General features: G+C 64.3%; 9 protein-coding genes and 2 pseudogenes. 3 read left to right on the top strand and 8 right to left on the bottom strand.

The genetic code is table 11. The annotated features are described in order from the left end of the window. Window positions 1–147 precede the first annotated feature (147 nt). Window positions 148–1,410 (top strand): acyl-CoA dehydrogenase family protein, encoded by a 1,263-nt coding sequence (locus C8258_RS01395; protein ID WP_106953507.1) that lies wholly within the window; start codon window positions 148–150, stop codon window positions 1,408–1,410. A gap of 87 nt (window positions 1,411–1,497) precedes the next feature. On the opposite strand, the gene C8258_RS01390 is transcribed toward C8258_RS01395, so the two are convergent. The 5 genes and pseudogenes from C8258_RS01390 to C8258_RS01370 all read right to left on the bottom strand — a co-directional run bounded on the left by C8258_RS01390 (window position 1,498) and on the right by C8258_RS01370 (window position 8,467). Continuing rightward, window positions 1,498–2,259, bottom strand: a complete 762-nt coding sequence (locus C8258_RS01390) for an RDD family protein (protein ID WP_106953506.1) — start codon at window positions 2,257–2,259, stop codon at window positions 1,498–1,500. Between the two features lie 184 nt (window positions 2,260–2,443). Beyond that, a complete protein-coding gene (locus C8258_RS01385) occupies window positions 2,444–3,415 on the bottom strand; it encodes a Ku protein (RefSeq protein ID WP_106953505.1) in 972 nt (323 codons plus the stop codon). 1,044 nt (window positions 3,416–4,459) lie between these two features. Next, window positions 4,460–5,575: a linear amide C-N hydrolase gene (locus tag C8258_RS01380; RefSeq protein ID WP_106953504.1), complete on the bottom strand. Its 1,116-nt coding sequence runs from the start codon at window positions 5,573–5,575 to the stop codon at window positions 4,460–4,462. Window positions 5,576–5,868: 293 nt separating this feature from the next. After that, window positions 5,869–7,141 (bottom strand): annotated as a pseudogene (locus C8258_RS01375) (IS256 family transposase). Window positions 7,142–7,936: 795 nt separating this feature from the next. Next, complete coding sequence (locus C8258_RS01370) at window positions 7,937–8,467, bottom strand: ArsI/CadI family heavy metal resistance metalloenzyme (protein WP_106953994.1); 531 nt, start codon at window positions 8,465–8,467, stop codon at window positions 7,937–7,939. 96 nt (window positions 8,468–8,563) lie between these two features. Between C8258_RS01370 and C8258_RS01365 the strand changes: the two genes are divergently transcribed. Beyond that, complete coding sequence (locus C8258_RS01365) at window positions 8,564–8,923, top strand: Rv2640c family ArsR-like transcriptional regulator (RefSeq protein ID WP_106953993.1); 360 nt, start codon at window positions 8,564–8,566, stop codon at window positions 8,921–8,923. Window positions 8,924–8,958: 35 nt separating this feature from the next. Here C8258_RS01365 and C8258_RS01360 read toward each other — a convergent pair whose 3' ends face one another. Both C8258_RS01360 and C8258_RS01355 read right to left on the bottom strand, forming a co-directional pair. Continuing rightward, window positions 8,959–9,240, bottom strand: coding sequence for a hypothetical protein (locus C8258_RS01360; protein ID WP_106953503.1), 282 nt, complete (start codon window positions 9,238–9,240; stop codon window positions 8,959–8,961). Next, window positions 9,237–9,887 (bottom strand): AAA family ATPase, encoded by a 651-nt coding sequence (locus C8258_RS01355; protein ID WP_158271191.1) that lies wholly within the window; start codon window positions 9,885–9,887, stop codon window positions 9,237–9,239. Before C8258_RS01355 ends, C8258_RS01360 begins: the two co-directional genes overlap by 4 nt. A gap of 251 nt (window positions 9,888–10,138) precedes the next feature. Between C8258_RS01355 and C8258_RS01350 the strand changes: the two genes are divergently transcribed. Continuing rightward, window positions 10,139–11,929: a serine/threonine-protein kinase PknD gene (locus C8258_RS01350; RefSeq protein WP_106953501.1), complete on the top strand. Its 1,791-nt coding sequence runs from the start codon at window positions 10,139–10,141 to the stop codon at window positions 11,927–11,929. Window positions 11,930–12,063: 134 nt separating this feature from the next. Here C8258_RS01350 and C8258_RS32445 read toward each other — a convergent pair. Beyond that, window positions 12,064–12,387: pseudogene (locus C8258_RS32445) on the bottom strand (IS3 family transposase); the annotation flags it as partial. Window positions 12,388–12,533 lie beyond the last annotated feature (146 nt).

Here is a 12,533-nt window from a genome sequence, read left to right as displayed (position 1 = left end):
GACCTGCATGGCAGGTCGGCCGCCGTCGTCTCTCCCGCTGTTTCGCCCTCGGTCGCCGATGTCCGGGTCCGTCCCGCTCCGAGAAGGCATGCTGCGCGATATCGTGAGGCCCGAATCGCCGGACCGGCCGAAACGGTAGGAGCAGCAGTGGATTTCGACATACCCCCGGAGCTCAGCGACTATCTGGCCGAACTGGATGCCTTCATCGACCGCGAGATCGTGCCGCTCGAACGCGAGAACGACAACATCCGCTTCTTCGATCACCGCCGCGAAGACGCACGCACCGCCTGGGATCGCGGCGGACTGCCCAGTGCCGACTGGGAGGATCTGCTCGCCGAGACCCGCCGCCGCGCCGATGCCGCCGGGCACTACCGCTACGCGTTTCCGCCCGAATTCGGCGGCCGCGGCGGCACCAATCTCGATATGGCCGTCATTCGCGAACATCTCGCCCGCCGGGGTCTCGGCCTGCACTGCGATCTGCAGAACGAACACGCCGTGGTCGCCAACAATGTGGGCCTGCTGCTGATGCTGGAATACGGTTCGCCGCAACAGCAAGCGGATTGGGTGGAGGGCCTGGCGGCGGGCACGAAATTCTTCGCCTTCGGCATCACCGAACCGGAACACGGTTCCGACGCCACCCATATGGACACCCGCGCGGTGCGTGACGGCGACGGCTGGGTGATCAACGGCGAAAAGACCTGGAATACCGGCATTCACACCGCCGACGCCGATCTGATCTTCGCGCGCACCGCCGGCGAAGCGGGGGACGGCACCGGCATCACCGCATTCCTGGTGCCGCCCGATACCCGCGGATTCACGGTCGAGGAATATTTGTGGACCTTCAACATGCCCACCGATCACGGGCGTGTCACCCTGCGCGACGTGCGCGTCGGCGCCGACGCCGTCTTCGGACCCGAGGGCCGCGGGCTGGCGGTCGTCCAGCATTTCTTCAACGAGAACCGGATTCGCCAGGCGGCGTCGAGTCTCGGAGCGGCGCAATACTGCATCGACCGGGCCGTGGCCTATGCCAAGGAGCGCAAACCCTTCGGTAAGGCACTCGCCGACAATCAGGCGATCCAATTCCCGCTGGTCGAACTGCACACGCAGTGCGAGATGCTACGCACGCTGATTCACAAAACCGCGTGGACCATGGATCGCCGCGGCACCTTCGCCGCCTCCGAGCAGGTGTCGATGTGCAACTACTGGGCCAACCGATTGTGTTGCGAGGCGGCCGATCGCGCCATGCAGGTGTACGGCGGCCTCGGCTATTCGCGCCACCAGCCGTTCGAACACATCTACCGCCACCACCGCCGCTATCGAATCACCGAGGGAGCGGAGGAGATTCAGATGCGGCGAGTGGCGGGTTATCTGTTCGGATTCATGTCCGCCCACGCGCCCAAGGGCGTGTGAAACCGTCGGACACTGGCGCTCACCACACGAAACGGCCCCGCGTCCGATCAGGGAACCGCGGGGCCGCGACAGCGCTGAGCAGCGACGTTACTGCTGAGCCTGCACCACGATGGTGCCGACGATCTTGTCGGCGAAGGTCTGGTTCTTCTCGTCCCACAGCGGCCACAGATAACCCAGGCCGCACAGAGCGTTGTCGAGAACGTGGCAGAGCTTGCGCACGAAGGCCATACCGAAGCCGAGCACCTGACCGTCGGCTTCCTTGATCACGCGGATGCCGACGACCTTCTTACCGGGCGTCTGACCGGTGGTGCCTTCCTGGTAGATGAGCCACAGTCCGAGCCCCAGCCCCACCACTATCGCCAGGAGCACCAGGATGACGCCGACGGCGGTCAGGCCGCCGCTCGTGCACGTACTGGTGGAGTAGGAATACGAGGAGCCGTAGGTGTCGTCGTCGAACGAGCAGTCCACGTCCTTGCTGCCGAGCCCGAACGCGAGTCCGTACAAGATGGCCAGCGGGACGCCGACGATCAGCGCATCGATGAGGTAGCCGCCGACGCGCGCGAACCAGTGCGCGTAGGGTGCGGGCGGGCCGAATCCCGGTTGCTGATAGCCGTACCCCGGCCCGGCCGGCGGGTAGCCCGCCCCCGGCGCACCGTAATTCGGTTGTGCCGCACCGTATCCCGGAGCCGGCGTGCCGTAACCCGGTGGGGGAGCGGCATATCCGGGCGGCGGCGCGCCGTAACCCGGCGTGGGTGCGCCGTAGCCCGGCTGCTGGCCGGCGGGCGGATACCCGTAGCCCGGTTGCCCCGGCTGGCCGTACGGGCCGTTCGGGTCCGACGGGTTGGTCATATGTGGTTCCTCCGGAAGCTGGTGGTACGGGGACGATCCGGGCCCCGACCGGGTCGAACTGTGATTGCACCGTACGGTAACCGCCAGGCCCCGCCAAAGTATGGCCGACCCGCGCGCAATGGGCGCGCCGAACAGTCGGATATCTCACGATTGCCTGATTCGGTGACGACGCCGGAGTCGCCGCCTAGGCTCCCTTGCGGGTCTGCTTGGTGGCCTTGGGTGCCGCCTTCTTCGCAGTCGACTTGCTCGCCGATTTGGTACCGGTGGATTTCGACGCGGCCCGCTTGGTGGTCGCCTTCGCGGTCGCCTTGGCGGCGGATTTCGAGGCGGATTTCGAGGCGGGGCCCCGGCTCGACTTGCCGGATTCCCCACCGCGGCCGGTGGCTTCGAGGCTGCGCTGCAATGCGGCCACCAGATCGACCACCTCGGCATCCATCTGCGCCGGTTCCGCCTCTTCGTGGCGGGTGACGCGGTCGGATCCGGATTCGATGGCCTCGTCGAGCAGCTTTTTCAGCTCGATCTGATATTCGTCGGTGTACTGATCGGGATCGAAATCCTCCGACATGCTGTCGACCAGAGTCTGCGCCATCGCGACTTCCTGCGATCGCGGTGCGGCGGCATCGTCGAGCGATTCGAATTCGGCCGCGCGCACCTCGTCCGGCCACAACAGCGTCTGCAACACCAGCACCCCGTCCCGCACCCGCAGCGCCGCCAGCCGCGTCTTCTGCCGCAGCGTGAAATGCACCAGCGCCACCCGATCCACCTGATCGAGCGTCTTCGCCAGCAACACATACGCCTTGGGTGTCGTGGAATCGGGCTCGAGGTAATAGCTGCGGTCGAACAGGATGGGGTCGATCTGCTCGGAGGGCACGAACTGCAACACCGGAATCTCGTGTTTCTCGGCCACCGGCAATTTCGCGAAATCCTCGTCGGTGAGAATCACCTTGTCGCCCTCGGGCGACTCATACGCCTTGTCGATATCGGCGAAGGCCACCGACTGCCCGCACACCGTGCAGACACGGTCGTATTTGATCCGCCCGCCGTCCTTGGCGTGGACCTGATGGAACCTGATGTCATGATCCTCGGTGGCGGTATAAACCTTCACCGGGACATTCACCAGCCCGAACGCGATGGAACCTTTCCAGATCGACCGCATCCTCCGATGCTACTAATGACCGGTTGGTTTTGTCCGGCGAAGCGGCGCGACCTGCGGGTTCGTGGTTGTTGTTGACTGTTGCCGGTTGCTGTTTGTTGCTGTTCGTGGACCTGTGACGTCCTGTGGACGTCCTGATACAGACGTCGTTTGCCCACGTGCAGTGCCATTTTCGAGACGTTTCGCGCTGACAGTTGAGCCGCCCGGTAGGGTCTATTCGCCGTTTTGACCGCTTTGGCTGGCGCGCAATGTTGTGATATGGATATGCGCATCTAAACATTAGTCGCGATTGTGTTGGCGCGCACGTGGTCAACGTGCGGCGGCGGATCGGATGAGGTGCAAAGCGCGTTTTTCAAACTCGAAAGCTCGCTGCCGCAGAGAAATCGGCCGACGTCATCCGCCGCGAGGCGACCAAGATCGACAAAACGGTGACCGACTTCGCGACCGAGGTCGAATTGGTGCTCGCTGAAGCGCTCACTGCCCTCACGATCAGCGCCGGGCCGACGTCTCTGACTATGGTCAACACCGACGTCGCCTGAGTATCTCCTTCCCCGATTTCCGCCCGGTCAACGAGCGGCAGCCGCCCCGCTAGGCGAACTGGACCAATGCGTCAATCGCGACGCGCCGGTCCCGTTCCATCTTCGGTGTGCCTCCGGCGGGGCACTGTGAACATGGGACCGGGTCTGAACTGCGATTTCCTAAAGGGCAGTTGGTTATTGACGCTGATTACCAGCTGTGAATCGGGTGTTTCGTCGCTGATGCCCGGCAGGTCGTGACGTGCTCGTGCAGCTGCGCCGTCACCCCGAACGAGCAAACAGCATCCGCCACGCTCGGCCGTTGCTCACCACCCATCGCGGTGAACACTGCCTGCCTCGTCGGTCGGGTCGAACTGGCGCCCGGTGGGCGTGGCGTGAGTGGCGGCAGGACTATCGGCTTGACCGGGGGACGGCAATGGCGGTCAGCGTGTTCGTGGGTTGACGTGTCTGCCATCTGCTCGATCTCCCAGTCAGGCACCGGCCGCGCTTGCCGTAGAGCGAGGCCGGTGCGCTACTCGCCGGTGATGTACCCCGCCTTCACCAGCAGTGCGTCGCGCATCTCGGTGACGAGTTCCTGTAGCGGCTTCGTCTCGCCGGCGACGCTCTTCGCCTCTTCAACGGCTTCGCCGATGAGCTTGGCCTGCTCGATCGAGACGATATGGAATGTGTGGTGCTTCTTGAACTCCTTGCCGACATTGCCGGCCAGCCCGCCTTCGAGGCAGAGCCTGCTCAGCAGGTCGACTTTTGCGACCCCGGAGCCCTCGCTGAAGTCGAGGTCGGCCAGATCCACCCACACGATATTGGGTGCGGTGGTCGACTCGAAGACGTAGCGGAGGTTTGTCAGGTCACAAACCGTTTGCCACAGCGTCTGCGAGGCGTCCGGCTTGCCCGGCTCGGCGAGGCGGAATGGCTGGGCGGCGTTGTGGATGATGCTGTACATCGCCGCGATGGCCTGCAGCTGGGTCTTCGGCTGGACCTGATGTTTCACGTAGTACAACGCGCGGGCGAACCGATCGCGAGCATCGCACGTGCCCGGCAAGGGGGCGTCGCCGCCGAGCCCCTCGAAATTCTTCACCAGTTCGAGCTGCTTGTCATAGGTCGGCGAATTCGTCATCACGAGGTAGTCCCGGCTGTGGAAAATATTCAGTTCGCCGCCGATGTACTCGAGGATCACGGAGTCGCCGGACGCATCGTCCAGCGCGAGGTGGATCGCCGGGTGACTACCGCCGGTCGGATCGGTCATCGGGACCACCTGCGGGTCGTTCTGCCGGGTCCAGTCCACGGCCGCAGCGACGGTGGGGAAGTTGTCCAGGTAGTACTGCAGCCACACCGACATCGCCAATTGAGGACGTGAATCATCGGGTTCGCCGTACTCCGACTCGGCCAGCCACAGCACATGTCCAGCCATGCCCTTCTCATTGATGCCGTCCGCCGAGAGGATGTCGTAGACACCGGAGACGACACTGCCGTACTTGGCCATCCAGCGGAGCTTGCCTCTGACTCGATCGTCGCGCTCGATACCGCGTGGAAGCTTCCAAATGTTGGTATGCAGCTCCTGGTGGAAGTCCATGTTGCGACCGACGATGACTGCTCCGCCGGCATCCGGCCAGATCACACGAGTGCACATGAAATGGGTCCACTTTCTCCTCGACATGGGTCCATCGCCTTGGGGATGCGCCGATTTGGCAGGGAGAAGCCGTGACGCCATGCTAGGCCACACCATCCCGGTAGGCAGGGATCTGCTCGGAATGGCACGAACCCGGGCCGTCCGTGCCGAGATTGGGACCAGCTATGCCGCTGGTCCGGTCACTTTGTGTCCGGTGTCGGCGCTCCTCGAAAACCCGGCCACTGGCGCTCTTTGAAACTCGGCCACCTAGCCGGGGAGTGTCGGATTACCGGTGGATCTGACCCCGGTAGGGGTTAGTTTCCGGTCGGGGTGATCCGGCCTTCGAACGCGATGGCGAACGCGTTGAGCGCGGGCTTCCATCGCATCGCCCGTCGTGCCTTGCCAACGCCGGTCGGGTCGAGTGAACGAGTCACCAGATACAGGCATTTCAACGCGGCCTGCTCGGTGGGGAAGTGTCGGCGGGCGCGTACGGCGCGGCGGTAGCGGGCGTTCAACGACTCGATCGCGTTGGTGGAGCAGATGACACGGCGTATTTCGACGTCGTAGTCGAGGAAAGGTGTGAACTCGGTCCACGCGTTCTCCCACAACCGCACGATTGCGGGATACTGCTGGCCCCACTTCCCGGCGAACTCACCGAATCGTTCCTTGGCCGCGGCCTCGGTGGGTGCGGTGTAAACCGGTTTGAGGTCTTTGCTCATCCGGTCCCAGTTCTGGCGAGCTGCGTAGCGGAAGGTGTTGCGCAGCAAGTGAATCACGCACGTCTGCACCACGGTTGCCGGCCAGACGGTGTTGATCGCTTCGGGCAGGCCTTTGAGCCCGTCGCAAACCGCGATGCACACATCGGCCACTCCACGGTTCTTGATCTCGGTCAACACCTGCAGCCAGTATTTGGCGCCCTCGCCGCCGTCGCCGGCCCACAACCCCAGGATGTCGCGCTCACCGGCCACGGTGACACCCAGAACCACGTAGATCGGACGGTTCGCGACCTTGCCTTCCCTGATCTTCACATGGATGCAGTCGATGAACAGGACCGGATACACCCGGTCGAGGGGCCGGTTGCACCAATCGGTCATCTCCGCGACCACATTGTCCGTGATCGCCGCCGAGACCGTGTCCTTGGACACCGACGCCCCATAGATCTCGGCGAAATGCGCCGAAATCTTCCCCGTGGTCAACCCTTTCGCCGACAGCGACAACACGATCTCGTCCACCCCGGACAGACGTCGCTGCCGCTTCTTCACGATTTTCGGCTCGAAACTGTCGTTCGTGTCCCGGGGCACATCGATCTCGACCGGCCCGATCTCGGTGACCACGGTTTTAGATCGGGTTCCGTTGTGGGAGTCGCCCGTTCCACGAACGGCGGGATCGTGTTTCTCATATCCGACGTGCTCGGTCCTCTCCGCTTCCAACGCGGTTTCAAGCACGGTCTTTGGTCAGCTCGTCGAGCAGCCCACCGGGTCCGACCAGATCGATGCCCTGTTCCTTGGCTTGGGCCAGCAACTGCTCGGCCAGCTTCTTCGTCTCCGCCGCGTCCTTGTTCGCCACGGCCTCGAGTGTCTCCGACATTCGTCGGTCCTTCCCGCCGAGCCATCAGGCTCGACTCATCGGACCGAGATCAGATCCACCGGAGCACCGACAGTCCCACCGATCACGGTGCTCCGGTGAATTTGTTGTCCTGGAGGCCGATCGGTGCGGCCATTGATCGACCCTCAGGGCAGTGCAGATCGAAAACGCGCGGGGTGCGTATCCGCGGAAACTGACGTAGCGTCGCTCGCTCTCAATCCTGTTGTTGCTGGGCAGTTGTCGCTGTAGCGGTCGATACTGTTGTCGCCGCGTGGGTTTGTCCGATGCGGAAAAGGCTGCCTCATGATCAATGGCGAGCCGGGCGAACTCTGACGCGAAACACGCACTCGCAGAATGCAGTGCACGCCGTCGATGCAGCCGATGCCTGCGGGCGGCCTGTGCCCGTTGTCGGGGCCGTCGTCGGGTGCTGGCGGGTTTCGAAGCACCGCATGCGGGTCTGCTGGTTCGTCGCCGAAAGCCGACCCTCCTGATCAGTACAGTGGCAAAGGCTCTTGCATGCACGCCCCGGCGCTCGCGTCAGGCCCCGGAGGATCCGCTGGCACCCATGTCTGAGGATCCGCTGGAGCCAGTGTCCGCGGATCTGCTCGAGCCTCCGCCGGAATTGCACCCGCCGACCGTGATGGACTTCGGGACCAGCGGGCCGTAGGTCTCGGTTCGCGGTCCCAGGTACACGCGGTAGTGTGTATGTCCCGTCGGCCCCCCCGCACCGCGGCAGAGACAAACGTCCCCCACCCCGCACCGGCAGTGTCACCGCGCGGGCGGCCGCGCCCGCCGGTGTCAGCTGCAGCAGCCGGCGCCTGAGGCGATCGCCTTCTCTTTCGCCTCGCTGGTGCAGCAGGCGCCCGACTCGTCGCGAGCGGTTTCGCCCTCAGCCTCGCTGCCGCAGCATGCCCGTACCGCCTCGCTGTCACCGGTGGCGAATTCCGGTGCGGTACCGAAGTTCTCGGTATCGGCGAGCACGGTGTAGACCTCCCACTTCTCGGCGTTGGGACCCGTGACCCACACCTTGTCCTGGGTGGCGAAACAACACGTGGTCGCGATCTGCTCCTCGGTGAACAACCCCGCCTGCGACAGGCGCGCGATCTCACCGTGGACCTGCTCGGAGGTCTCGACCTCCACACCGAGATGATTGATAGTGCCGCCCTGACCGGTGTTCTCCAGCAGCACCAGCTTCAACGGCGGCTCCTCGATCGCGAAGTTGGCGTAGCCCGGCTTGCGCTTGGCCGGTTCGGTATTGAACAGGGTCGAGTAGAAGGTGATCGCCTGCTCGAGATCGTCGACATTCAAGGCCAGTTGCACCCGGGACATGAGAACCTCCATTGTGAGACATATGTCGAAAAAGTGGATGCCGCCGAGTCTGCCACCTTTTCGACATATGTCAATCCCGCAGGTAGTGTGGACGCCATGCCCAAAGCGTTGCCCGTGATCGACATGTCCGCCCCGGTCTGCTGCGCACCGGTCGCGGCCGGCCCGGTCGACGACACCGCCGCCCTCGAGGTCGCCCTGCGCCTGAAAGCGCTCGCCGACCCTGTCCGCGTGAAACTCATGTCACTGCTGCTGGCCAACCCGGACTCTGGGGAGAACGGCGGCGATCTTGCTGTAGCGGTGGGTCTTTCGGAATCGACCGTGAGCCATCACCTCGGCCAACTCCGCAAAGCCGGGCTCGTCGACGCTGAACGCGTCGGCATGAGTGTCGTGCACCGCGCCAGGCGTGATGCGCTGGCGGCTCTTTGTGTGGTCCTGGATCCCAACTGCTGCCGCTGATACCTCGTCGATCGGGAATCGCCCTGGTCTGCCACTCATTTGCCAGGGCTGCGCACTAGTTGCTGCGGTGCGGGGTTGGGGCTGCCGAGTTTGCGTAGGCAGCGGGCGCAGGTGATTTCTGCGCGTGTCGGTTCGAGTGCGGTGGGTGACCATCCGGCGACGCCGGTGTGGCACAGCAGTTCTGGGGCTTGTTCGTCGCCGATCCAGTGGCCGAGGCTGACTGCGTGGACGGTGCGTCCGGCTCGGACGACGGCGTGGACGCCGGGGTCGCCGAATACTGCCCGCGTGGAGGCGGCCAGTGGGGCGATGTCGGTCATGTGCCCAACGATAAGGGGATCCTCCGACACCTGAGGTGGGCCGCGGGCTTGGTCGGCCGGTTAGAGGGTGCCGCTGACGAGGATTCGCGTGCGGTGTCGACGACTTCGCTGGTGAGGGTGTGGAGTTGGTTGATGTCCAGGATTCGGTGGATTTGTGCCATGAGTCTGGTGGTGAGGCGGAAGTTGCCGCTGGTGATGCGGATGATCGCGGCGCGGCTTCGCTGGTGGTGTAGTCGTCGGGGTCGGTGAGGCCGAGTTCGGGCCAGCGGTGGCCCAGGACGTGGGTTTTGTTCGTCGCTGGACATGGGTTGGGAGTGGTGGAGGAATCCGACGCGCCTGTAGAGCGGGGGGTAGCGGGCGAGGCGGCGTTCGATGCCGGGCATGCCGATGAGGATCATGCAGGCGCCGGTGCGGTCGTGGTGGTCTCGAAGTGCGTCGAGGCTGGGGGTTTTGAGCCGGTCGGCTTCGTCGATGATGACCAGTTCGGTGTAGAGGCCGTCGTTGTTGAGCGATGACAGCACGCGGTCGGGGTGCAGGGTGGTTTCCAGCGCCCGGCTCAGACTGCGGGCCAGGGACCGGACCTCTTGGTCGACGGTGCGTGGGGTGTTGTGCACTTTCGGGGTGTAGAAGATGGTGCGCGCCGACAATGCCTGTTCTGGTGCGGTGGTTCGTCGACGAATCGGAAGTTGCGGACGACGGGTTCGACGGTGTCCCGGTTCCGGGCGGTTGCATCAAGAGCAAAGAGGTACGCTTGAGCCGCGACAGGTTTGTGGTTGGATAGCGCCGACTCTCGACTGTCTGGCCTGGCTGAATCAACTGGGGTGGGGTACCAGCTAGGGCGGGGATGGGATGCAGGCATGTACACCTTTCGCCAGTCGGATGGTCACGGGACGACACAATGGATGACACGTCAGTTGGGGACGGGGACACGATCTCAGCGGAGGCGTTCGGGCGATATCGGCTGTTGACGCTGCTGGGGCAGGGTGGCATGGGCCAGGTGTGGCGGGCGCATGATTCGCTGACCAACCGGGTGGTAGCGCTCAAGGTGTTGCCTGAGCGCTTTGCCGATGACGAGCAGCTGCGCGAGAGGTTCCGCCGGGAGTGCCGGGCGGTGGCGCAGTTGACCGAGCCGCATGTCATCCCCATCCACGACTTCGGTGATATCGACGGTAGGCTCTATCTGAATATGCGCTTGATCGAGGGCACCGACCTGCGCAAGGTGATCACGCGAGAAGGGGCCTTGTCGCCGCGGCGGGCGGTGTCGATCATCACACAGGTGGCCGGCGCGCTACAGGCGGCCCACGATGTCGGGCTGGTCCACCGCGATGTCAAACCCACCAACATCCTGCTGGGGGCCGATGAGTTCGCCTCCCTGATCGACTTCGGGATCGCCCACGCCGCCGACGACCGTACGCTGACCTCGATCGGTGAGACCATCGGCACCGTCGCCTACATGGCGCCGGAGGAGATCAGCGCGATGGTCAAGGCCGATGCTCGAGTGGACGTGTACGCGTTGACGTGCGTGCTGTATGAGTGCCTGACCGGTCGAGCACCGTTTGCGAGCGCAGCGGGGGTGCAGGGTGTGATCGCCCATCACCTGCACACCCCGCCGCCGCGTCCCAGCACCACCACACCCGATGTACCGACTGCGTTCGATACTGTCATCTCCAAGGGCATGGCCAAAAACCCCGAGGAGCGTTACCAGACCGTACGCGAGCTGGCGGCGGCGGCCGACGCCGCGCTGGGCGATTCCGCGGTCAGCACCACTGGGGCTGCGCGCCGTGGGCGGCGAATCAGATTGTCGCCCAAGACCACCGGGCTGCTCGCCGCCGCGGTCGCGGTGACGGTGGTGGCCGCCGTAGCTGTCGTCATCGGTGTTCAACGGCAATCGGGCGGTGGTGGCAGCTCGCCCCCGCCTATCACCTCGGCCTACTCGGCACAGACTCCGCTGCCGTTCACCGGCGTCAGCTTGCCCACTGATGTGGCTGTCGACGCGGCTGGCAACGTATATGTCACCGACATGGGTAACGATCGGGTGGTGAAGTTGGCGGCGGGTGCGTCGACCCCGACCCCGCTGCCGTTCGCCGGGCTGAATAATCCCCAGGGTGTGGCGGCCGACACGGCAGGCAACGTTTACGTCACCGACACGAGTAACAATCGGGTGGTGAAGTTGGGGGCGGGTGCGTCGACCCCGACCCCGCTGCCGTTCACTGGGCTCAAGGATCCCCAGGGTGTCGCGGTCGATACGGCGGGAGATGTGTACGTCAGCGACCGGGGCAACGATCGGGTGGTGAGGTTGGCGGCGGGCGCGTCGGCGCCGACGACGCTGCCGTTCACGGGGCTCCAAGATCCCCAAGGGGTCGCGATCGACGCTGCGCACAACGTATATGTCACCGAATTGAGTACCGAGCGGGTCGTGAGGTTGGCGGCGGGTGCGTCGACCCCGACCACGTTGCCGTTCACCGGGCTGAAGGATCCTCAGGGCGTGGCGGTCGACAAGGCGGGAGACTTGTACGTCGTCGACTGGGGTAATCAATGGGTGGTGAGGTTGGCGGCGGGCGCGTCGACGCCGACCCCGCTGCCGTTCACCGGCCTGAAGAATCCCCAGGGTGTGGCAGTCGACACGGCGGGCAACATTTATGTCACCGACCTGGGCCCCGATCCGGTGGTGAAACTCCCGGTAGGCTGAGGCCTATTCCGCGTAATTCGGTGGTGGTGTTCCACCGGTTCTACGGAGTCGGATTGCTTGGCTTCTGGGACTGCCCGAGTTTGGTTGTCTCGCGGGTTTGGTCTTTCAGGCCGCGAGTGCGGGCCGGTTTTTTTTGTCTCGAACTCGATCGGTGTGAGTCGGCCGAGTCGGCGTTGCCGACAGGTGCGGTGGTAGGTCTTTTCAATCCAGACCACGATCGCCAGACGGAGTTCGTCGCGGGTCGTCGACCGTTTCCGGTCGAGCACGTTTTTCTGCAGCAGCGCGAAGAACGACTCCATCGCCGCGTTGTCTCCACACGCCCCGACCCTGCCCATGGAACCTCGTAAACCATTGACCGACAACGCATTCACGAATTTGCGCGAGCGAAATTGACTGCTCCTGTCCGAGTGGACAATCGTCGCGGCAGCTGATCGAAGAGAAACGGCATTGTTCAATGCCTGCGGGAGCGGAGACGATGTCGACCGTCCACATACCGACGGTCACCTCGCCTTCATGGCTCTCCCAACTCGCGTCGGTGGTGAATACTTGGGCGACGGCGTCGAGATCGACGGTCTTGCCGTTCCAGCCCTTGTTGATGGCGTCG

The sequence above is a fragment of the Nocardia sp. MDA0666 genome, assembly GCF_003023875.1.
Lineage (GTDB): Bacteria > Actinomycetota > Actinomycetes > Mycobacteriales > Mycobacteriaceae > Nocardia > Nocardia aobensis.
Note: the sequence above shows the minus strand (reverse complement) of the source record. Positions and strands in the feature narration are given on the sequence as shown.

Excerpts from the sequence above, each read along its gene's own strand:
- C8258_RS01385 (WP_106953505.1), bottom strand. The coding sequence starts at position 3,415 with ATGCGGTCGATCTGGAAAGGTTCCATCGCGTTCGGGCTGGTGAATGTC.
- C8258_RS01380 (WP_106953504.1), bottom strand. The coding sequence starts at position 5,575 with ATGTGCACTCGTGTGATCTGGCCGGATGCCGGCGGAGCAGTCATCGTC.
- C8258_RS01360 (WP_106953503.1), bottom strand. The coding sequence starts at position 9,240 with ATGACCGACATCGCCCCACTGGCCGCCTCCACGCGGGCAGTATTCGGC.
- C8258_RS01390 (WP_106953506.1), bottom strand. The coding sequence starts at position 2,259 with ATGACCAACCCGTCGGACCCGAACGGCCCGTACGGCCAGCCGGGGCAA.
- C8258_RS01370 (WP_106953994.1), bottom strand. The coding sequence starts at position 8,467 with ATGTCCCGGGTGCAACTGGCCTTGAATGTCGACGATCTCGAGCAGGCG.
- C8258_RS01350 (WP_106953501.1), top strand. The coding sequence starts at position 10,139 with ATGGATGACACGTCAGTTGGGGACGGGGACACGATCTCAGCGGAGGCG.
- C8258_RS01365 (WP_106953993.1), top strand. The coding sequence starts at position 8,564 with ATGCCCAAAGCGTTGCCCGTGATCGACATGTCCGCCCCGGTCTGCTGC.